The organism is Micromonospora sp. CA-263727, assembly GCF_050942455.1.
In the GTDB taxonomy this organism is placed as follows: domain Bacteria; phylum Actinomycetota; class Actinomycetes; order Mycobacteriales; family Micromonosporaceae; genus Micromonospora.
This window is the reverse complement of record NZ_CP192031.1, coordinates 1,156,068-1,177,749: the sequence shown is the minus strand read 5'-3', so window position 1 is coordinate 1,177,749 and position 21,682 is coordinate 1,156,068. Positions and strand designations below refer to the sequence as shown.

The 21,682-nt window shown below is 73.5% G+C and carries 15 protein-coding genes and 1 pseudogene; 6 read left to right on the top strand and 10 right to left on the bottom strand.

All coding sequences use genetic code 11. The features are described 5' to 3' along the window. Positions 1 to 42: 42 nt before the first annotated feature. Positions 43 to 4,984, top strand: a pseudogene (locus ACQPYA_RS05475) (SCO7613 C-terminal domain-containing membrane protein). Between the two features lie 67 nt (positions 4,985 to 5,051). Here the strand turns inward: ACQPYA_RS05475 and purE are convergent. The 3 genes from purE to ACQPYA_RS05460 all read right to left on the bottom strand — a co-directional run bounded on the left by purE (position 5,052) and on the right by ACQPYA_RS05460 (position 8,936). Further along, a complete protein-coding gene (gene purE / locus ACQPYA_RS05470) occupies positions 5,052 to 5,543 on the bottom strand; it encodes a 5-(carboxyamino)imidazole ribonucleotide mutase (protein ID WP_433531547.1) in 492 nt (163 codons plus the stop codon). A 107-nt stretch (positions 5,544 to 5,650) separates the two neighbouring features. Further along, positions 5,651 to 6,844: a 5-(carboxyamino)imidazole ribonucleotide synthase gene (locus ACQPYA_RS05465; protein ID WP_433531546.1), complete on the bottom strand. Its 1,194-nt coding sequence runs from the start codon at positions 6,842 to 6,844 to the stop codon at positions 5,651 to 5,653. Between the two features lie 52 nt (positions 6,845 to 6,896). Beyond that, complete coding sequence (locus tag ACQPYA_RS05460) at positions 6,897 to 8,936, bottom strand: thioredoxin domain-containing protein (RefSeq protein ID WP_433531545.1); 2,040 nt, start codon at positions 8,934 to 8,936, stop codon at positions 6,897 to 6,899. 139 nt (positions 8,937 to 9,075) lie between these two features. On the opposite strand from ACQPYA_RS05460, the gene ACQPYA_RS05455 reads away from it, so the two are divergent. Next, entirely contained in the window at positions 9,076 to 10,107 is a 1,032-nt protein-coding gene (locus ACQPYA_RS05455; protein WP_433531544.1) for a phosphatidylinositol-specific phospholipase C domain-containing protein, read from the top strand. A gap of 137 nt (positions 10,108 to 10,244) precedes the next feature. Here ACQPYA_RS05455 and ACQPYA_RS05450 read toward each other — a convergent pair whose 3' ends face one another. The 3 genes from ACQPYA_RS05450 to mca form a co-directional block, all read right to left on the bottom strand. After that, positions 10,245 to 12,707 carry a putative bifunctional diguanylate cyclase/phosphodiesterase gene (locus ACQPYA_RS05450; RefSeq protein ID WP_433533388.1) on the bottom strand — a complete coding sequence of 821 codons (2,463 nt, stop codon included), beginning with the start codon at positions 12,705 to 12,707 and terminating at the stop codon, positions 10,245 to 10,247. A gap of 250 nt (positions 12,708 to 12,957) precedes the next feature. Further along, on the bottom strand, positions 12,958 to 13,251 hold the full coding sequence (locus ACQPYA_RS05445) for a hypothetical protein (protein ID WP_433531543.1): 294 nt from the start codon (positions 13,249 to 13,251) through the stop codon (positions 12,958 to 12,960). 48 nt (positions 13,252 to 13,299) lie between these two features. Further along, the gene (gene mca / locus ACQPYA_RS05440) at positions 13,300 to 14,181 is read right to left on the bottom strand and encodes a mycothiol conjugate amidase Mca (protein ID WP_433531542.1); all 882 of its coding nucleotides are present in this window, start codon (positions 14,179 to 14,181) and stop codon (positions 13,300 to 13,302) included. Between the two features lie 217 nt (positions 14,182 to 14,398). On the opposite strand from mca, the gene ACQPYA_RS05435 reads away from it, so the two are divergent. Next, positions 14,399 to 14,833: a DUF4307 domain-containing protein gene (locus ACQPYA_RS05435; protein WP_433531541.1), complete on the top strand. Its 435-nt coding sequence runs from the start codon at positions 14,399 to 14,401 to the stop codon at positions 14,831 to 14,833. Between the two features lie 150 nt (positions 14,834 to 14,983). Continuing rightward, positions 14,984 to 15,481 (top strand): transcription elongation factor GreA, encoded by a 498-nt coding sequence (gene greA, locus ACQPYA_RS05430; protein WP_433531540.1) that lies wholly within the window; start codon positions 14,984 to 14,986, stop codon positions 15,479 to 15,481. A gap of 70 nt (positions 15,482 to 15,551) precedes the next feature. Here the strand turns inward: greA and ilvA are convergent, their stop codons facing one another. The 4 genes from ilvA to ACQPYA_RS05410 all read right to left on the bottom strand — a co-directional run bounded on the left by ilvA (position 15,552) and on the right by ACQPYA_RS05410 (position 20,298). Then, a complete protein-coding gene (gene ilvA, locus ACQPYA_RS05425; RefSeq protein WP_433531539.1) occupies positions 15,552 to 16,772 on the bottom strand; it encodes a threonine ammonia-lyase in 1,221 nt (406 codons plus the stop codon). Beyond that, a complete protein-coding gene (locus tag ACQPYA_RS05420) occupies positions 16,769 to 17,605 on the bottom strand; it encodes a DUF4328 domain-containing protein (RefSeq protein ID WP_433531538.1) in 837 nt (278 codons plus the stop codon). Before ACQPYA_RS05420 ends, ilvA begins: the two co-directional genes overlap by 4 nt. 124 nt (positions 17,606 to 17,729) lie before the next feature. Continuing rightward, complete coding sequence (locus ACQPYA_RS05415; protein WP_433531537.1) at positions 17,730 to 19,139, bottom strand: amidase; 1,410 nt, start codon at positions 19,137 to 19,139, stop codon at positions 17,730 to 17,732. Between the two features lie 16 nt (positions 19,140 to 19,155). Next, a complete protein-coding gene (locus ACQPYA_RS05410; RefSeq protein ID WP_433531536.1) occupies positions 19,156 to 20,298 on the bottom strand; it encodes a cystathionine gamma-synthase in 1,143 nt (380 codons plus the stop codon). A 168-nt stretch (positions 20,299 to 20,466) separates the two neighbouring features. On the opposite strand from ACQPYA_RS05410, the gene ACQPYA_RS05405 reads away from it, so the two are divergent. Beyond that, complete coding sequence (locus ACQPYA_RS05405) at positions 20,467 to 20,883, top strand: HIT family protein (protein ID WP_433531535.1); 417 nt, start codon at positions 20,467 to 20,469, stop codon at positions 20,881 to 20,883. 85 nt (positions 20,884 to 20,968) lie between these two features. After that, positions 20,969 to 21,631 (top strand): peptide-methionine (S)-S-oxide reductase MsrA, encoded by a 663-nt coding sequence (gene msrA / locus ACQPYA_RS05400; protein ID WP_433531534.1) that lies wholly within the window; start codon positions 20,969 to 20,971, stop codon positions 21,629 to 21,631. The last annotated feature ends 51 nt before the right edge of the window (positions 21,632 to 21,682 follow it).

Sequence of the window (21,682 nt, the reverse complement as noted above, 5' to 3'; positions counted from 1 at the left end):
TGCTGCGACAGTGGGAATCCACAGTGCGGGTGGAGGGGTGTCGTGGCGACCTTTCAGTGCTCCTCGTGCGGCCGGGAGATCAAGCCGGCGGTGCGCTGCCCGCACTGCGGCGCCCACCAGCCGCAGTGGGCCGAACACCTGGCGGAGATCGAACGGTCCATCGCGGAGATGAAGGCCCGCGAGGCCGACATCGCCAGCGAGCAGCGGAAGCTCGCCGCCAAGATGCAGGCCGCGCTCTTCCAGCGCGACACCCTCGCGCACGCCGGCACCAGCGGCGACGAACGGCTCAAGCAGGCCGACCGCCCCCGGCGGGTGCTCCGACGCCGACCGCCGCGCAAGTCGCCGGGCAACGGCGGCACCACACCGCTGCGAAACCACCCGGTCGAGGGCACCGCACCACCACGGGTGCCACGCCAGGGCGCCACCCTCGGTACGGATGACCCACCCCCGCCGCCACCGACCGCGCCCGTCTGGCTGGACGCCGACGACCCCGAGCACCCGCCGGAGGCGTCCTCGCGGGAGGTCCAGAACATCCCTCTCGGCCTCGGCGCGTTGCTGCTCGGCGTCGCCGCGGTGGTCTTCGCCGTGGTCGCGACCAGCTCGATGGACGCGCTGGCCCGCCTCGGCATCCTGCTGTTCGCGACCGTGCTCATGCTGCTCGCCCCGCCGGTGCTGGTCAGGCGGGGGCTGACCAGCACCGCCGAGACGATCGCCGCGGTGGGCCTGCTCCTGGTGCCGCTCGCCGGGTACGCGCTCTGGGCGGTGGAGTGGATCGGCGGCGGCGCCACCTCCGGCACCGTCTTCGCCGGGGTGATCTTCACGGTCACCGCCGCCGTCGCCGCCGGGTACGCCGGCTGGACCCGGCTACGCGCCCCCCGGTTCGCCACGGTGCTGGCCGCCCAGCCGGTGGTGCCGCTGCTGGCCTACGACCGGATCACCGGTCCGGCGGGCTGGGCGCTGGTGCTCACCGTGGTGGCCGTGCTCGACCTCTGGCTGGCCCGCTCCCCGGTCACCGTGGAGCAGCCGATCTCCGGCGGCCCGACCCCGGGCCCTCCCGGCCCGGGAGGCACACCCCGGCAGCGGCTGGCCGACGGGCGGCCCGAGGGGGCGCCGGAGGAGTCCGGTGAGCTGCTCGACCCCACCGACGCCCAGGCGACCCCACCAACCCGGCCGGTGCCCGGCCTACGGGAGCTGACCTGGGCGCTGCACGGCGTGGCGGTCGCGGTCGGCCTCGCGTACGCGGTGGCCGCCCTGCTGCGGACCACCACCGTGGCCGGCGCGACCGGCGCCGGCCTGGTGTTGCTGCTGGCCGCCACCGTCTGCCTGGCCGGGACGTTGATGCTGCGGCATCCCCCGCTACCCGACATCGGCGCGGGGGTGCTCACCCTCGCCGTCATCGGCGCGCTGGGCCGGGTCGCCTCGGTGGCCCTGCCCAACCGCTCGCTGCTGCTGATCGCGGCCGTCATCACGGTCACCGGCCTGGCGGTACGCGCGGTGCCGGAATCCGCCCGTCGCGGCCCGCAGCTGGCCGCCGCGGTGGCGCTGACGGTCAGCGGGGTGCTGGTCGCTGGCAGCGCCCTGCGCGCGGGTATCGCCCCGATCAGGGCTGCCCTGCCGGCCTGGGCCGCGGACCTCGACCGGTATCCGGCCGAACTGGCCGCCGCGGCGGGCCCGGCCGCCTGGCAGCTCGCCGCCAGCGCCTTCCTGCTCACCGCAGCCGCGGTGCTGGCCCTGCCGCCGGAGATCCGCCGCGAGTTCGCGGTGACCGGCGCCGCGCTGACCGCCCTCGCCGTGCCGGCCTCCTTCGGGTTGGCCTGGACGCTCGCGCCGTGGCCGATGGTGCTGACCGCGATCGGCATCGGCGCGATCGGGCTCTCCGCCCGCACCACGCGGGCGGCGCTGGCCCATGCGGTGGCCGCCGCCAGCGTCGGGTTGGCCGGCGCGGGCGCCGCCCTGGCCCGCCCGGCGCTAACCGCCGCCGTGCTGGTCACCCTCGTCCTGGCCGGCGCCCTGATCGCCGCCGCCCCCCGGATCCGACTCGCTCCGGCCGCCGCGGACACCGTCTCGGCCTGGGCCGCGGGGGCGCGGCCTTCGCGCTGCCCGGGGCCGTGGCCGCCTTCGTCGCGGCCACCCTGCCCGTCGATCTCACTCCGACGCCGGGGAGCCTGCGTGCGGCGACGGTGCCCGTGCTGGCGGCCAGCTTCCTCGCGGTCTGCGCCACCCTGGGCTACGCCGCCGTCGTCCAGGTGTCCCAACGGCAGATCCCGGTGCCACTGTCGGTCGGCACCGGCCTGGGCGCCCTGGTGGTCGCCGCGGCCGGGTTCGGGGCCCCGGGGGCCACCGTCGCCGACGCCTGGGTCGCCGCACTGCTGCTGGTCTCCGCCGTACTCCTCTTCCTGGCCCCGTCGATCGACACCGGCCGTCGCTCCGACGCCACCCTGGACGGTTCCGACCTGGCCGCCGCCGCGGTGACCGCGGCCCTGGTCGCCACCCTGCTGCGGATCGGTACGGTGCTCGCGCCGGGCGGGCAACTCGCCATCGCCGCCGCGCTGGTCCTGGTGGTGGCCGTGGCCGCACGGGCGATGCCGGAGCAGTCGCGGCGCGGGCCGGTGCTCGGCCTCGCGGTCGGCGGCGTGCTGATCGGGCTGCTGGCCGGCTGGATGGCGCTGCGCGGCGGGGTCGGCGTGCTGGCCACCCCGGGCCCGATCTGGCACGGCGACCTGAGCGGTTGGCCGGCCGCGCCGACCGGCGGCACCACCTGGCAGGGCCCGATCGCCCTGGTCCTGCTCGCCGGGGCCGCCGGCATCCTGTTGCCGCCGCCCTGGCGTTACGACGTCTCCGGCGCGGCGATCGTGCTGGCCACCATCGGCGCGCCCGCCGCATTCGACCTGCCATGGTGGTCGCCGGTCCTGATCGGCGGCATGGTCGCCGCGGTCGTCGGGATGGCCGCCGTCGCCTCCGTCGACCCCCGGGCCGCGCTGTCCCGGATCACGGTCGCCGGAGTGGTCGCGTTGCACGCGGCCGGCGCCGGCCTGGTCCGTCCGTGGACCACCGCGCTTGCCCTGGGCAGCATCGCGGTTATCGGTGCGGTGGTGGCCACGCTGGCCCGCTTCACGGCCGGGCCGCTCGTCGAGGACATCCACGCCGAGGGGATGCCGCCGCACCTGGCGCAGATCGGTGGCGCGGGCGTGGCCGCGGCGTTGCTGGCGTTACCAGGCGCCACCGCCACCCTGGCCGCCGAGTTCGGCCACGCTCCCCAGGTGGTGCTGACCGCCGGCCTGGCCGCGTCCAGCCTCGGTCTGGCCGCGGTGGCCGCCGCCCGTCGGCAGGTCCCGCAGTACCTGCCCTGGGCGAGCGTCGGGGTGGTCGGTGGAGCGACGGTGACCGCGCTGGCCGCCGTACCCATCGGCCTGCCGGTCGGCGTGTACGCCGCCGCCGCGGCCCTGCTCGGCGTGCTCGCCGAACTGGTCCGGGGGCCACCGAGCCGCCGGCTGGCGCGGCGCATCCGGTCCGCCGCTGGACGGTGCTGCTCGACGGGGCGCTGCGGCGGCTGCCCGACGACGGCGGCCCGCGCCGGTGGCGGGTGAGCCCGGCCGCGGGGGCGCTGGCCGCCGCCGTCCTGCCGACCGTCCTGGCGCTGGTCTCGATCACCCCGGCGCTGCTGGCGGCTCTGGTCGATCCGCATCGCACGCTCCGGCGGATCTGGCAGGGGCCGCCTCCGGAACTGCTCACCCCGCCACCGGCCGCGGTCAACCCGACCCATGTGCTCACCGCGCTGCTGCTCACCGTGACCGCGGCGCTGGCGGCCACCGGCTTCAGCGGCGGCCGACGGTCCCGGGCGGTGCCGGTGGTGCTGCCCGGGACCGCGGTGACCCTGTTGATCACCCCGGTCGCGCTCGGTGGCGGCTGGCCGGCGAGCACCCTGTCGGCGCTGGCCGTGTTCACCATCGCCATGCTGGGACTGGCGCTCACCCCACCCCCGCCGATCGAGGAACGGGCCCGCTCGTTGCGGCTGGCCCGGATACTCGTCTTCGCCATCGGCCTGGCCGCCGGCGGGGCTGGCCTCGCCGGCAGCCTCGCCACCCGGGAGCTGACCCTGTTCACCCTCGGCGGCGCGGTCGCCGTCGGCGTCGTCGCGGCGCTGTACGGCACCACCTCACGGGCGCGCATCCTCGGCTGGCTCTTCGCCTCGCTGATGGCGCAACTCTTCGTCCTCACCGCGGGCCTGGTCGCCGGGCTCGCCGCGGTCTGGTCGGCGTTCGGGGTGCTCGCGGTCGGCGCGGCGTTGCAGGTCTTCGCCGCCACCCTGCCCTGGCTGCGTCGCCCGGAGGCACGGCACGAGGCGGCCACGGTGGAATGGTCCGGGTACGCCGCCGCGCTGATCGCGCTGGCGCTGGCCTTCGACTCGCCGCGACACATCGCCGCCCTGCTGGCCGCCTGGGGCGCGGTGCTCGGTCTCGCGGCGACCCGGCCCGGCCGCCGGCCGATGGAACGGCGGATCCTCTTCTGGGCCGTGGTGGTCTGCGAGATCACCGCCTGGTGGATCCTGATGCGGGTCGCCCACGTGGCGCTGCCCGAGGCGTACACGCTGCCGTTCGCCGCGCTGGCCCTGCTGGTCGGTGTCCTGGAGTTGCGCCAACGGCCCGACCTGAGCAGCTGGGTGGCGTACGGTCCGGCACTGGTGGCCGCCTTCGTGCCCACCCTGGCGATCGTGCTGGCCACCGATTCGAGCACGTTGCGACAGGTGTTGCTGCTGCTCGGCGCCGTCGCCGTGCTGGTCTTCGGGTCGATGAGCCAGCAGCAGGCACCGGTGATCATCGGCGCGGCGGTCACCGCCATCGCGGCGGTGCACGCGCTGTTCAGCCTCGGGCCGTGGCTGGCGTTGATCCCGGTCGGCTTCCTGCTGCTGCTCCTCGGGGCCAGCAACGAACGCCGCCGCCGTGCCCAGGAACGCCTCCAGACCGCCCTACGCGGCATGCGCTAACCGCCCCTGCCACGCTTGTTAATAAGGGGCCCCTCCTATACACGAGGCGTTAACAGGGGGCCCTTCCTTACTGGAGGGTGGCGCGGAGGGCGGCGTCCTTCTCGGCGACCAGCTGCTCCAGGTCGGCCTGGTACGCCGACATCCGGTCGAGCAGCCGCGGGTCGGCGGTGCTCAGGATGCGGACGGCGAGCAGGCCGGCGTTGCGGGCGTTGCCGATGGACACGGTGGCCACCGGCACGCCAGCCGGCATCTGCACGATGGAGAGCAGTGAATCCAGCCCGTCGAGGTGCTTCAGCGGCACCGGCACGCCGATCACCGGCAGCGGCGTGACCGAGGCGATCATGCCGGGCAGGTGTGCCGCGCCACCGGCACCGGCGATGACGACCTTGAGGCCCCGGCCGGCGGCGGCACGACCGTAGTCGATCATCTTGACCGGGGTGCGGTGCGCCGAGACGACCTCCACCTCGTACGGCACCTCGAACTCGGCGAGCGCATCGGCCGCCGCCTTCATGGTCGGCCAGTCCGAGTCGCTACCCATGATCACGCCGACGGTGCTCATACCGGCCCCCTCCTCCGTGCCATCTTCGTTCGCGACTGCGGGGCTCGCACGCTCACTCCTCGCGCTCACCCGAGCCACCTTCGTTCGCGACTGCGGGGCTCGCAAGCTCACTCCTCGCGCTCACCGATGCCGTCGCTCAGCCAGCGGGCCGCGCGGGCGGCCCGGGAGCGTACCTCGTCCAGGTCGTCGCCGAGCACCGTGACGTGCCCGATCTTGCGGCCGGGCCGCACCTGCTTGCCGTAGAGGTGCACCCGGGCGGTCGGCTCGGCGGCAAAAAGGTGGTGCAGCCGCTCGTCGACCGACATGCCGCCCGACGCGCCGCCGAGCACGTTCGCCATCACCACCACCGGCGCGGTCAACGCGGTGTCGCCCATCGGGTAGTCCAGCACCGCCCGCAGGTGCTGCTCGAACTGCGACGTCCGGGCGCCCTCGATGGTCCAGTGCCCGGAGTTGTGCGGACGCATGGCCAGCTCGTTGACCAGGACCCGGCTGCCACCGGGGACCGCCGGGTCGGCCACCTCGAACAGCTCCACCGCCAGCAGGCCCACCACGCCGAGCGCGGTGGCCAGGTCGATGGCGAGCTGCTGCGCGGAGACCGCCAGCTCCTCCGGCAGGCCGGGCGCCGGGGCCAGCACCTCGACGCAGATCCCGTCCCGCTGCACCGTCTCCACCACCGGATAGACGGCGACCTGCCCGAAGGGTGAGCGGGCCACCTGCACGGCCAGCTCCCGGCGCAGCGCCACCCGCTCCTCGACGATGAGCCTGGTGCCGCCGGCCAGCAGCGTCTCCGCCAGCTCGGTGGCGTTCGCGGCGTCGGTGACCGGCCAGACGCCCCGGCCGTCGTACCCGCCACGGGCCGCCTTGAGCATTACCGGCCAGCCCACCTCGTCGCCGAAGGCCACCAGGTCGGCCGGGGCGGCGACGGGTCGCCACGCCGGGTTCGGTGCACCGAGGGCACCGAGCCGCTCCCGCATGGCCTGCTTGTCCTGGGCGTGCACCAGCGCGTCGGCAGGCGGGAACAGCTTCACGCCCTCGCCGCTCAGGGTGCGGATGTGCTCGGTCGGGACGTGCTCGTGGTCGAAGGTGACCACGTCGCAGCCCTTGGCGAAGGTACGCAGGGCGGCCAGGTCGGTGTGGTCGCCGTACTGGACCTCGGCGGCGACCAGGGCCGCGCCGTCGTCCGGGGTGAGCGCCAGCACACGCAGCGACTGGCCGAGGGAGATCGCAGCCTGGTGGGTCATCCGGGCCAGCTGGCCGCCGCCCACCATGCCGACAACGGGCAGACCGGTTCGGGAATCCATAGCGGCGCCAGCCTATCCGGGCCGGTCGCGGAGCCGACCGGCGGTCACCTGATCAGCGCAGCTGCGCCACCAGGTCGTCGACACCGGTGACCGGCCGCTGGCAGACAAAACCCCGGCAGACGTACGCGGCGGGGCGGCCGTCGAGCAGCGGCCGGCCGGCCAGCAACGGCACTCCGGGCTGGTCCGGCTGGCCCGCCACGATCACCGCACCGGGCGGCGCGTGCCGGTACGCGGCCGCGACCAGCGGGTCACCGGCCGGGTCTGCGGTGGCCACCACGATCTCGTACGGCCCGGAGAGCAGCGCCTCACCGACGGTCGCCGCGTACCCGGTGAACCGGGCGTGCCGCCCGACGATCGGCGCGACGGTGGACAGCGCCGCCTCGGCGGCCTCCCGGTAACGGTTCTCACCGGTCAACGCCGCGTACGTGACCAGGGCGGCGGCGATCGCGGACCGCCCCGAGGGGGTGGCATTGTCCGTCGGGTCGGCCGGCCGGGTCACCAGCTGCTCCGCGTCGTCGGCGGTGTCGTAGAACGAACCGCCGGGGGCGGCGAAGTGGGCCAGGGCGGTGTCGAGCAGCTGCCCGGCCAGCTCCAGCCACCGCCCCTCGCCGGTGACCTGGTGCATGGCGCAGAACGCCTCGGCCACGCAGCCGTAGTCCTCCAGCACCCCGGCCGGCTCGCCGACCCGGCCGTCCCGGGAGGCGCGGCGCAGCCGCCCGTCCACCAGGTGCACCCGGGCGAGGTACTCGGCGGTGTCCCGCATCGCACCGTCGGCGACGATGGTGACCCCTTCCAGCAGGTTCGCCTCCCCCTCGGGGCCGATCCGGCCGGCGGTCTCGACGAGCCGCACGAACTCGGCGAGCGCGGTGACGGCCAGGCCATTCCAGGCGGCCACCACCTTGTCGTCGCGGGCTGGCTGGGGCCGGGCGTCCCGGGCGGCCAGCAACCTGCTCACCACGCTCTGCCAGCGCTCCCGCACCGCCGGGTCGGCGTCGTCGACGTCCCGGGCCAGCCGAAGCACGCTCATGCCCTTCTCGAAATTCCCGGCCTCGGTGACGGCGAACAGGTCGGCGGCCCAGCGGCCGTCCTCCTCGCCGAGCGCCTCGATCAGCTGGGCGGGGGTCCAGGCGTAGGTGAGCCCTTCGACGCCCTCGGTGTCCGCGTCCAGCGCGGAGGCGAAGCCCTGGCCGGGGCGGTGCAGCTCGTCGGCGAGGAACCGGGCGATGTCCCGGGCCACCCGCAGCGCCAGCGCGTCCCCGGTGCGCCGCCACAGCTGGGTGTAGACCCGCAGCAGCAGGGCGTTGTCGTAGAGCATCTTCTCGAAGTGCGGCACGGTCCAGTGCGCGTCGACGGAGTAGCGGGCGAAGCCGCCGGCGAGCTGGTCGTGGATGCCGCCCCGGGCCATCGCCTCGCAGGTGTGCCGGACGATCTCCAGGCTCCGCGCCGAGCCGGTGCGCTGGTGATGCCGCAGCAGGAAGAGCAGGTTCAGGTGCGGCGGGAACTTGGGCGCCCCGCCGAAGCCGCCGTTGGTCTCGTCGTACTCGCTGGCCAGCTGGTCGGCGGCGGCGTCGAGCAGTTCGGCGGTGAGCGGTGCGGTGGGGCCGCCCACGGCCTGGGCGCCGCCGATCGCCTCCACCACCGCGACGCCCTGGCGCAGTACGGCCTCCCGCTGTTCCTGCCAGGCGGTGCTGACCGACTGGAGCAGCCGGACGAAGTTCGGGCGGGGGAAGTACGTCCCGCAGAAGAACGGGGTGCCGTCCGGGGTGGCGAAGACCGTCATCGGCCAGCCGCCCTGGCCGGTCATCGCCTGGGTGGCGGTCATGTAGACGGCGTCGACGTCGGGCCGCTCCTCGCGGTCCACTTTGATCGAGACGAAGCGCTCGTTCAGCAGCTTGCCGACCGCCTCGTCCTCGAACGACTCGTGCGCCATCACGTGACACCAGTGGCAGGCGGAGTAGCCGACCGAGATGAGCACCGGCACGTCCCGCCGTTTCGCCTCGGCGAACGCCTCGTCGCACCAGGGCCACCAGTCCACCGGGTTGCCGGCGTGCTGGAGCAGGTACGGGCTGGTGGCGTCCGCGAGTCGGTTCACCCGAAGACCATATCCAGCCGGCCCCACGGCCGCCGGTCGGACACCGTGCCCCGATCGGCCTTCCCTCGTTCACTTCGACCTATTTAGATCTGTACATGCCTCCGGCGACCCCCGCCGGCACGGCGACGAGGAGGATTCCATGCGCAGACTCCGGCTCCTGTCCGTCCTCACGGCCGGCGTACTGGTGGCCACGCTGGCGCCACCGGCCCCGGCCAGCGCCGCCGTCCACCCGGACACCCGGATCTCGGCCACCACCGGCGTCGGCACCCACAACGCGTACGAGAGGGCCACCTACCCCTACCTCGCGCAGGCGCTCGACGCCCGGCCCGGCCTGATCGAGCTGGACGTCTGGCCGGACATCCTCACCCGCCAGTGGCGGGTCAGCCACTCCAACCCGCTCGGCAACGACAACAACTGCGTGGCCGCCACCAGCGCCGCCCAGCTCTACACCGGCACCCGCAACCGGAACCTGGAGCACTGCCTGGACAACATCCGGCTCTGGCTGGCCGCACATCCGGACGCCGGGCCGCTGCTGCTCAAGATCGAGCTGAAGACGGGGTTCAGCGCCCGTACCGGCCAGGGTCCGGCCCAGCTCGACGCCGCGCTCGCCGCCCGGCTCGGCGACCGGCTCTTCACCCCGGCCGAGCTACGCGGCGGACACGCCACGCTGGACGCCGCTGCCCGCGCCAACGCCTGGCCGACCCGCCGGCAGCTCGCCGGAAAGGTGATCGTCTACCTGATCCCGGGCACCATCGAGCACGGCAACCCGACCGACGTGCTCCGAACCGACGTGGAGTACGCCCGGCACCTGGTCGCGCTGGACGCGGCCGGCAACCTCGACGCCGCGAAGGCGTTCCCGGCCGTGCACCGGGCACGGGCCGGCGACCCGCGCAGCCAGTACACCGAGACCAACCTGCGTCCCTGGTTCGTCATCTTCGACGGCGACGCCACCGCGTACGTCACCGGCAGCATCGACACCGCCTGGTACTCCGCCAACCACTATCTGCTGGTGATGACCGACGCGCACAAGGTACCGCCCGCGATCGGCAACACCGACCCCGACGCCGCCCTCGCCCGCCTCACCGAACTGGCCGCCCGCCACGCCAGCATCGCCTCCGCCGACTGGGCCGCCCTCCCCCAGGTAACCCCCCAAACCCTCCCCCGCGCCTGACCTTCACCATCCCGTCCCCACCCCTCCGTGCGGTGATCAAGAGGTTTGCGTCTTGCGGGGCGCTCTCCCCGGACCGAACTTCTTGATCACCCGCGCGAGGCGGGCTCCGCCGGGTGGGTGGGGGTGGGGTGGCAGGGCTAGGAGGCGCCGTCGGCGCGGAGCGGAAGGACGTTGGTGGGGGTCTGGCGGGCCAGGGAGCCGAGGACGGCGGCGATCTTGTCGGCCGGTATCGGCTTGAAGAAGTGGTAGCCCTGGGCGGCGGTGCAGCCCAGCTCGGCCAGGGCGGACCGCTGGGCCGCGGTCTCCACGCCCTCGGCCACCACCCGCAGGCCCAGCTCGTGGGCCAGCCCGACGGTGCTGCGTACGATCGCCGCCGCCGCCGGCGAGTCCGCCATCCCGAGCACGAACGACCGGTCGACCTTCAACTCGTCCACCGGAATCCGGGTGAGGAAGGTGAGCGAGGAGAAGCCGGTGCCGAAGTCGTCCACCGCCAACTGCACCCCCATCGACCGCAGCGCGGTGAGCACCTGGTCGATGACCTCCAGCTCGCTCATCACCACCGTCTCGGTGATCTCCAGGACCAGCCGGCCGGCCGGCACCTGGTGCCGGCGCAGCGCCTCGGCGATCTCCGCCGGCAACCGGGGGTCGAGCAGGCTGCGGGCGGAGAGGTTGACCGAGATGGGGATGTCCAGGCCCTCCCGGGCCCAGCCGGCGGCGACCGCGAGCGCCTTGTCCAGCACGTAGCGCGTGAAGGCGCCCAACTGGTCGCTGTTCTCGATCGACCGGACGAAGTCGGCCGGGCCGAGCCAGCCCCGGCGCGGGTGCCGCCAGCGGATCAACGCCTCCACGCCGGTCGGCGCCCCGGTGGTCAGGTCCACCGCTGGCTGCAACACCAGCACCAGCTGATCGTCGGTCAGCAACGCCTCCCGCAGCTCGGCGAGCAGGGCCAGCTGGTCGGTGCTGGCCGCGTCCCGAGAGCTGTCGTACGTGGCCACGCTGCCGCCGCCGCCCTTCGCCTGGTACATGGCGATGTCGGCCCGACGCAGCAGCTCGGTCAGGTCGGCGGTGCCGGCCGCGGCCACCACCACACCGACGGAGACCTCGACGGACATCCGTACCCCGGCCACCTCGGCCGGGGCGGCCAGCCGCTCGGCGATCTCCCGAGCCTGACGCAGGGCGTACGCCACCGGGGCGGTGCGGTCGTCCACCACCGGCACCGACGTCAGCAGCAGGGCGAACTCGTCGCCGCCGAGCCGGGCCAACAGGTCGCCGGAGCGCCCCAGGGCGCCGAGCCGGTTGGCGGTCAGCCGCAGCAGCTGATCGCCAGCGGCGTGCCCGAGCGTGTCGTTGACCTCCTTGAACTGGTCGATGTCCAGCAGCAGCAGGGCGACGGGGTGGTCGTGGGCGAGCCGCCGCAGCGCCTGGTCGCCCTGGCTGAGCATGGCCGCCCGGTTGGCCAGGCCGGTCAGCGGGTCGTGCACCGCCTCATAGGACGAACGCGCGCTGACCAGCCGCAGTTCCCGATGGGTGGCCGCGTCGTGCAGGGCGGCGGCGAGGGCGTCGGCGAAGGCGGCCAGCGCGTCCCGCTCGCGTCCGCTGGGCGGTGCCGTGCGGGGGAACCGGACGCGCAACCGGCCGACCCGCACATCGCCCACGGTCAGCTCGCGGACCAACTCCTCCGGGGCGGACCCGTCGTCACCCGGCGGCGCGATCTCGCGGTCGACCACCTGACCGCCGGGGTCACCCCGGTAGCGACGCCACCGGCCGTCGCCCCGGATCACCTCCACGTCAACGATCTCCGCCTCGAACAGGGCCAGGGCGCCGGTGACGCCCGCGGCGGCCACCCCGCGCTCGTCGAGCTGGTTGAGCGCGGCCGTCGCCTCGGCGAACGACCGCCAGGTGCGCCGCTCGCGGCCGTCGCGCAGCCGCTGCCGGTAGGTCTGCTGGAGCAGCCAGAGCGGGGCGGGCAGCAGCAACAGCCACCGGGTGTCGATCTCGATCAGCACCACCACGAGCAGGCCGAGCAGCACGTTGCCGACGAACATCAGCAGCTTGCCGCGCAGCGCGGCGAGCAGCGGGCGCCCGATCGGCATCCCGTGCCGTAGCGCCAGCATGACCCCGCCCAGCCAGGCGCCGGCCAGCAGGTAGGTGACCGCGCCCGCGGCGAGCGCGAGCGCGAGCGACGGGGTCAGGGTGGCCGACATCGGCTGACCGAGGGCGGTGGTGACGGAGACCGCGAGCGCGACGGCAGCGGCCTGCACGCCGGCGATCCGAACGACGTCCCAGGTGGACCGTCCCTCGTCCACCACGGAGAGCGCCGTCCAGGCCAGCGCGACGCCGATCAGCGCGGCGGCGGGCAGCCATCCGGGCGGTACGAGGTACAGGCAGACGACCAGCGCCGCCTCGCCCCAGGTGATGCTGACCACGCCGGCCGCGGCCCGGAACCGCAACCGGGCCAGCTGTGCCAGGGCGAACGCGGCCACCGCGATGCCGAATCGGGCCAGACCGCCGAGCGGATCGTCGACCGGCAGCCGTACCGGCAGGCTCAGCCCGACCACGGCGGCGATCAGCGCGGTGCTGACCACGGCGGCCGTGAGCAGGTGAACCCTGAGCGGTGTACCACGGCCGGCGGGCCGGTCGAGCGAATGACCGGCCCTGCCGGAGGTCACCGACCCCCTCCCGCCGACCGGGAACAGGACACACGAAGGGCGGGCACGAGTGTGATGGTCATCGGTGCCCCCCTCCCACGCGCGGCTCGGAGGACTTCTGGTCCCCCCGGCGAGAGGCTAAGCCAAACCCGATGGTCGCAACAGGGGGCGACCATCCGGTTCGACGTGAATCATGCCCCGATCAGCCGTCGCGGTGCTGCTGACGCCCGTTGGGAAGATCCGCGGATGAATCCGTCGTCACGATCCCATCTGTCGGATCTGGGACCGTCCGCTCCACCGCGCCCGTCTCGGTGGCAGGCTCCTGACCGGGGAAATGGTCGGGCAGCCGACGCAGTCGGGCGTTCATGTTGCGGATCAACAGCACGGTGGCGGTGCCCAGGACCAGGATGAGGAACAGGCCCATCGGCCCGGCCAGGCCACCCGTGCGGGTGTCCCCGAAGTTGTTCTGGGCAAGCACCTCGGCAACGGTCAGCATGGAACTCCTCCGGAGTGCGGTGTGTCACCAGGGTAGACCGCGGCCGGATCAGCGGTCACGGGCCGTCTCCCGCACGCCGGCAAACAGGTCGGACTCGGGCAGCGGACTGTCGACCATCGACCGGACCAGCTGGAAATCCTCCGTCGGCCAGGCGCGCTGCTGCACCTCCATCGGCACCTGGAACCAGAAGCCGTCCGGGTCCACCTGGGTGGCGTGGGCACGCAGCGCGTCGTCGCGGACCGGGAAGTACTCGGCGCACTCCACCCGGGTGGTGATCCGCGGGCCCTTGTCCGGCCGGTCCTCCCAGCGGGTCAGCCACTCCGCGTACGGCGACTCCACGCCGCTGGCCAGGATGGCCTCGTGCAGCGCCATGATCTTGCCCTTGGAGAAGCCGATGTCGTAGTAGAGCTTCAACGGCTGCCACGGCTCGCCCAGCTCGGGGTAGCGCTCGGCGTCGTTGGCCGCCTCGAAGGCCGCCACACTGACCTTGTGGCACATGATGTGGTCGGGGTGCGGGTAACCACCCTCCTCGTCGTACGTGGTGACGACGTGCGGGCGGAACTCGCGCATCAGGCGCACCAGCGGGCCGGCGGCCACCGCGACGTCCTGGAGGGCGAAGCAGCCCTCGGGCAGCGGCGGCAGCGGGTCGCCCTCGGGCAGGCCGGAGTCGACGAAGCCGAGCCAGGCCTGGTCGATGCCGAGGATGGCCCGTGCCGCGTCCATCTCCGCCCGCCGGATGTCGGCGATGTTGGCCCACACGTCGGGCCGGTCGAGCTTGGGGTTGAGCACGCTGCCACGCTCGCCGCCGGTGCACGTCACGACCAGCACGTCCACCCCCTCGGCGACGTACTTCGCCGTGGTCGCGGCGCCCTTGCTCGACTCGTCGTCGGGGTGCGCGTGGACGGCCATGAGTCGAAGTTGTTCTGCCAAGGCTGGCGCTCCTCGTCTCTGCCATCGGTGGGCCCTGCCCCGGGCCAACCGTCTGACCTGCCGGAATTCTCCCCGTCGCGGTACCGGCCCGCGTCGGCCTGTCATATTTGACACCAGTCGTATTTGACACCAGCCACCGTTGCGAGCCGGGTGGGGATGACAGACGTCTGTCATTCTTGCCGATGCCGCCGACAACAACGCCAGGAGATACCCGCCGGTGACCGAGACGCACGCCACACTTCCGCCGGACGCGCCGGTGTTCCCGCCCGGCCGGTACGGCCACCGCCGTGCCCCCGGCCGCCGCCGGCCGGTGCTGACCGCGCTGCTCGTGGTCGCCGTGGTCGCGGCGCTCACCGCCGTCTCGGTCCGGCTCTACGGACAGTACGGCGATCCGGCGTACGACGCCCAGGTGATCACCTACACCGACATCACGGACAGCCAGGTGGTGATCGACTTCCGGGTCAACCTGCCGGACGGCGGGTCGGCGGTGTGCGTGCTGCGGGCCCGGGACAACGCCGGCGCCGAGGTGGCCCGCGAGGAGGTGCCGGTGACGGCCGAGGCGGGACAGCGCCAGCTCACCGTCCGGCACCGCCTCGCCACCAGCGCCCGGCCCTTCATCGGCGAGGTCGTCCGCTGTCGACCAGCCGCCTGAGGCCGCCCGCCGGGACGACGCACGGGACGTGATCGCCGACACTTCCTGTCGCACCGCACTGGTAACTTGAAGGTTCACCTGTCAGCCAGCACGCACGACCGAGCCAGCACGCACACCCGAGCCAGCACGCACAACCGAGGAGGACCGCCTGTGTCCAATGGCAACGAGGCGCCCGCCACCTGGCTGTCCCAGGATGCGTACGACCGCCTGAAGGGCGAGCTCGACGAGTTGATCGCCAACCGGCCGGTCATCGCCGCCGAGATCAACGCCCGGCGCGAGGAAGGCGACCTGCGCGAGAACGGCGGCTACCACGCCGCTCGCGAGGAGCAGGGCAAGGCCGAGGGGCGCATCCTCTACCTGAAGGAGCTGCTTCGCACGGCCCAGGTCGGCGAGGCGCCGACGGTCGACGCCGTGGCACCCGGGATGGTCGTGACGATCTACTTCGACGACGACGCCGACGACACAGAGACCTTCCTGCTCGGCTCGCGCGAGATCGGCTCGACAACCGACCTCACGGTCTACAGCCCCGAGTCCGCCATCGGGCAGGCGATCCTGGGCGGCAAGGCCGGCCAGGCCTGCACCTACACCGCGCCCAGCGGCGCGGACATCAAGGTGACCGTGGTCAGCTTCGAGCCGTTCTCCGGCTGACACTCCCCGCCGGCCCGGCACGCGCCGCCTCCGGCCACCCGCTCGTGCAGAGGCGTGACACCGTGCGGTGTCACGCCTCTGGCGCGATGGTCACCTGATAGCCGCTGGCCCGCAGGGCACCGATCAGCGTGTCGGAGTGCTCGACGCCCCGGGTCTCCACCGACAACGCCACCTCGACCTCGCCCAGGCGCAGGTGCGGGTTGGCCCGCTGGTGCACCACGTCCACCACGTTGGCCCGGTGTTCGGCGATCTCGCCGAGCAGCGAGGCGAGCTGCCCCGGGCGGTCCGAGCAGCATACGGTGATCCGCAGATAGCGGCCGGCCGCCGCCAGGCCGTGCTCGATCACCCGCAGCATCAGCAGCGGGTCGATGTTGCCGCCGGAGAGCACGGCCACCACCGGGGCCTTCACCTCGACCACCCCGGCCAGCAACGCCGCCACGCCGACCGCGCCGGCCGGCTCCACCACCTGCTTGCCGCGCTCCAGCAGCATCAGCAGCGCCCGGGAGATGTCCTCCTCGGTGACGGTGACGATCTCGTCGACGAGTTTGTGCACGTGGGTGTAGGTGATGTCGCCGGGCCGGCCCACCGCGATGCCGTCGGCGATGGTGGCGAAGGCGGGCAGGCGTACCGGCTCGCCCGCCACCAGCGACGGCGGGAAGGCCGCCGCCCCCGCCGCCTGCACCCCGATCACCCGGACGTCCGGCCGCAGCGCCTTGGCCACCACCGCTATGCCGGAGATCAGCCCACCGCCGCCAACCCCGGTCACGATCGTCTTCACTTCGGGGCACTGCTCCAGGATCTCCAGCGCCACCGTGCCCTGCCCGGCGATCACGTCCCGGTGGTCGAACGGGTGGATCAGCACAGCGCCGCTCCGTTCGGCGAACGCCTGCGCCGCGACCAGGGACTCGTCCACCGTGGCGCCGGCCAGCTCGACCTGGGCGCCGTACCCCTTGGTGGCCGCCACCTTCGGCAGCGGCGCGTTCACCGGCATGAAGACGGTGGCCTGCGCGCCGACCAGCCCGGCGGCGAGCGCCACCCCCTGGGCGTGGTTGCCGGCGCTGGCCGCGACCACGCCCCGGGCCCGTTCCTGCGCCGACAGCCGCGAGATCCGCACGTACGCGCCGCGCACCTTGTACGACCCCGCGCGCTGGAGGTTCTCGCACTTGAGCCAGGCCGGCCCGCCGAGCGCGGCGCTCAGCGGGCGGGACGGCTCCAGCGGCGTGATGCGGATGACGTCGGCGAGCAGTTCCCGCGCGGCCCGCACGTCATCCAGGCTGACCAGTTCCGTCATACCCCGATCGTGCCACCCCGATCGTCAGGCGCGGCCGGCGGCTGGGCCGGTGCGCCGGCCGGCTGGCTGCCGATCGGCGCGCTCGCGGTCGACGCCGTGCCGGCCGGATCGGACGGCACGGCCATGGTCATGCCGGGCAGGATCGGGCCGGCGGGTGTCGCCCGGGCGATCCGGGCCGCCTGCGCGGCGGAGATCCGGACGATCAGCACGATCAGCGACACCCCGGCCACCACGCAGGCCAGCGTGGGCAGGAGATACGCCCGGGTGGCGGCGCTGTAGTAGTCGACGTACGCCTCGAAGTCGGCCGCGGTCTCGGGGTACGGCAGGGCGTCGAAGTCCGCGAGATCGGAACGCGTGGCCATCTGTTCGGTGACCAGGTGGACCAGCCAGGCCGCCCACCAGACCTTGACCAGCCACGGGGTGCTCAGCCGCCAGAGGCTCTCCCGGGCGATGCTGGCCACCACCCGGTAGGGCACCACCAGGTTGGCGAAGGGCACCAGCCATCCGGCGATCGCCCAGCCAGCGGAGAGGGTCGGCCCGGCACCCGGAAAGGCGTCCAGGTTGGTCCGGGCCCGCCAGCTCCAGATGATGACGAGCACGATGGCCGCCAGCAACGCCGCGATCTGCACCAGCCCCGCCGCGAACTCCAGCAGGCCGGTGGTCAGCAGCAGCTCGTCGCCGTCGGCCGAGGCCGCCGCCCGTCGCGCCACCATCGCGTTGACCGGCTGGATGGCGAGCGTCAGCAGGACGGCCAGGGTGGTCACGCCCACGGCCACCGCGGCGGCGCGGCCGATGCCCTGGACCGGCCGGACCCGGGCGCCGGGATGCAGCACCGGGGAACCGGCGGGGGTGCGGCAGGTCGGACACTCCCTGGCGGTTACGTCTGTCTCGGTGTCGCAGGTGGGGCAGCGCATGATCGACGGTCCTCCCGGTGCTCGGCACCGGGAGCGTAAATGATCACGCGGTGGCTGGCGAGCCTGTTCCGACGCGGGGATAGCCCGGGGCGTGTCGAGGCCATGGGGCCTCCATCTCGAACTGGCCGGCCACGCCGAGCAGCAGCAGCTCCGAACCGGGCGGGCCGACCAGCTGCACGGCCAGCGGCAGCCCGTCCGGGCGGCGGCCCACCGGCACCACCAGCGCGGGCAGGCCGGCGATGTTCCACGGTGCCGCGTACGGGGCGTACCTGATGTTGGCCAGCATGTTCGCCTGCCAGGACCGGGCCGACCAGTTGGTGGCCGGCGGCGGCGCGCTCGCCAAGGCCGGAGTGAGCAGCAGGTCCACCGAGTGGTCGGCGAAGAAGCCGATCGACCGTTCGCGCCAGCCGAGCCGGTCGGCTTCCCGGACGTACCCGCGCCGCCACGCCCATTCGCCGAGCGCGACGTGCCGTCGGCTGCGGCGTTGCAGGCTGCGCCGGTCGATCCCGACCGCGCGCACGTCCGCGGCGGCGGCCGCGAACCAGGTGGCGATGCCCTTCAAGCCGAGGGAGGTCGGGTAGACCGGGTCGGCCGGCACGGTGTCGTGCCCGGCCGCGGCGAGCAGCCGGCCGGCGGCGGCGACCGCGTCCCGGTTCGGCGCGTCGGGCGAGACGCCGCGCACCGGGGACCGCAGCGACACACCGACCCGCAGCCGCTGCGGCGGGACCAGCTTCTCCTGGGCCCGGCCGGCGAGCACCTGGAAGCCGACGGCCGCATCGGCGACCGTGGTGGTGAGCATGCCGTGCTCGGCCAGCCCGAACCAGTCCTCCGCGCCGAGTTGGCAGGGCACCACGCCCCGGCCGGGCTTCAGGCCGACCAGTCCGCAGCAGGCCGCCGGGATGCGGATCGAGCCGAGCCCGTCGTTGGCGTGGGCGATCGGCACCAGCCCGGCCGCCACCGCCGCCGCCGCGCCGCCGGACGAGCCACCCGGGGTACGCCCCAGGTCCCACGGGTTGCGGGTGACCGCGGTGTCGTCGTCAGTCGAGCCCCAGAGGCCCAGCTCGGGCATCCGGGTGACGCCGAGGATCACCGCGCCCGCGCCGCGCAGCCGGCGGACCACCTCGTGGTCGGCCTCCGCCACCGGGGTACGCACCGCGGCCGAGCCGTTCCAGGTGGGCATGCCGGCCACCGGGGTGTTCTCCTTGACCGCGACCGGCACCCCGGCGAGCGGCAGGTTGCCCAGTTCCTCCTGCTCGTCGACCTTCTCCGCCTCGGTGACCGCCTCCCCGCCGCGTACCGCACGGAACGCGGCGAGGCCGGCGTCGGCCTGGGCGAGGTGGTCGAGATGATCGGCCAGCACCTGGGTGGCGGAGACGTCGCCCCGACGTACGCCCCGGGCGATCTGTTTGGCGGTCGCCCCGACCCAGGTCGGCATGATGTCCTGCACGGCCATCCTCCCCAGCCAGCGGTCAGCCCAGCGCCTGCTCCAGATCGGCGAGCAGGTCTTCGACCGTCTCGATGCCGACAGACAGTCGCACGAGATCGCCGGGAACTTCAAGCGGCGAGCCGGCAGCACTCGCATGTGTCATCCGGCCCGGGTGCTCGATCAGGGATTCCACCCCACCGAGCGACTCGGCGAGCACGAAAAGCTCGGCCCGGTTGCAGATCTCGACGGCGTGCTCCTCGCCACCGGCGGCCCGGAACGAGATCATGCCGCCGAACCGGCGCATCTGCTTGGCGGCCACCTCGTGACCCGGGTGCGACGGCAGCCCCGGGTAGAGCACCTGGGCGACCTTGGCGTGCCCGTCCAGGTACGCGGCGATCCGCTCGGCGTTGTCGCAGTGCCGGTCCATCCGTACGCCGAGGGTCTTGATGCCCCGCAGGGTGAGCCAGGCGTCGAACGGGCCGTTGACCGCGCCCATCGCGTTCTGGTGGTAGCGCAGCTGCTCGCCGAGCGCGCCGTCGGCCGCCACCAGCGCCCCGCCGATCACGTCGGAGTGCCCACCGATGTACTTCGTGGTGGAGTGCACCACCACGTCCGCGCCGAGGGCGATCGGCTGTTGCAGGTACGGCGAGGCGAAGGTGTTGTCGACCACCAGCAGCGCCTCGGCGTCGTGCGCGACGGCGGCGAGGGTGGCGATGTCGGCGATGCCGAGCAGCGGGTTCGTCGGCGTCTCCAGCCACACGATCTTGGTGCTGCCGGGGCGGATCGCGGCCCGCACGGCGTCCGGGTCGGAGACCTTCGCCGGGGTGTACGCCAGCCCCCACCGCTGCGCCACCTTGGCGAAGAGCCGGTACGTGCCGCCGTACGCGTCGTCGGGGATGACCACGTGGTCACCCGGGCCGCAGACGGTACGCAGCAGGGCGTCCTCGGCGGCCAGGCCGCTGGCGAAGGCGAGCCCGACCGGTCCGCCCTCCAGCGCGGCCAGGCACTCCTGGAGCGCGTCGCGGGTCGGGTTGCCGGAGCGGCTGTACTCGTATCCGAGCCGGGGCGCGCCGACCGCGTCCTGGGCGTACGTGCTGGTCTGGTAGATCGGTGGGATCACCGCGCCGGTGCGGGCCTCGGGGGCCTGGCCGGCGTGGATGGCGAGCGTGTCGAAGCCGTGGTTCATTACGCAGACGTTAGTCCTTCCCACCTGTGCCAGCGTCTGGAACCCGGCCCGGCTCGCGTCTTCCATCCCGAAGGCAGGCTACGGAGGGTGACCATTGCGTCGGTTGAGGCAGAGCTGATCGCTGAAGACCGGCGAGCGGGATTTCGCGGTCGGCCATAGCCTGAGCCGATGGCAGGTTGTGTGTTCTGCGGGATCGTGGCGGGCGAGGTGCCGGCGTTCCGGGTCGCCGACGAACCGGACGGGGTGGCCTTCCTGGACACCCGGCCGGTCTTCAAGGGGCACGTGCTGGTGGTGCCCCGCACGCACCTGGTCACCCTCGCCGACCTGCCGCCGGGGTCCGTCGCCGGGTACTTCGGCCTGGTGCGGCGGCTCGCCGTCGCGGTCGAGGCCGGTCTGGGCGCGGGCGGCACCTTCGTGGCGATGAACAACAAGGTGTCCCAGTCGGTGCCGCACCTACACGCCCACGTGGTGCCGCGGACCAAGGGCGACGGGCTGCGCGGCTTCTTCTGGCCGCGGACCCGCTACGCCGACGACACCGAGGCCGACTCGTACGCGGACCGTGTCCATACCGCCCTCGGAGCGTGAGTGGGGCCTGAGCGGACGCGGGGCGGGTAAGGAAGTCAGGTCCGCCGGTGTTGCAGGCGGGGAAGGGTACGAAAGGAGTTCCACCGTGTTCCTCCGCCATCTGAAAGCCGAGATGATCTCCCCCGACCGGGCCCTGCCCGGCCGCCCGATCGCGATGCCGGTCGCCGACCGGCACGAGGTGCTCGGCACCCCGCTGAAGGGCCCCTTCCCCGAGGGCTCGCAGGTCGCCGTCTTCGGCATGGGCTGCTTCTGGGGCGCCGAGCGGCTGTTCTGGACCCTGCCCGGCGTCTTCACCACCTCGGTCGGCTACGCGGGTGGTTACACCCCGAACCCGAACTACGAGGAGGTCTGCTCCGGCGAGACCGGGCACGCCGAGGTGGTCCAGGTGGTCTACGACCCCACGAGAATCAGCTACGAGGACCTGCTCAAGGTCTTCTGGGAGAACCACGATCCGACCCAGGGCATGCGTCAGGGCAACGACGTGGGCACCCAGTACCGGTCGACGATCTACGTCACCACGGACGACCAGTTGGCCACCGCGCAGGCGTCCCGGGACGCGTTCGCGCCGATCGTGGCCCGCGCCGGCAAGGGTGAGATCACCACGGAGATCGGCCGGCTGGGTGACTACTTTCTCGCCGAGGACTATCACCAGCAGTACCTCGCGCCGACCAAGAACCCCAACGGCTACTGCAACCACGGCCCGAACGGGCTGAGCTGCCCGGTCGGGGTGGCGCGCACCGCCGGCTGATCGGACGCTACCGCCGAGGCCGCTCCGCCCCGATCAACCGGACGATCAATC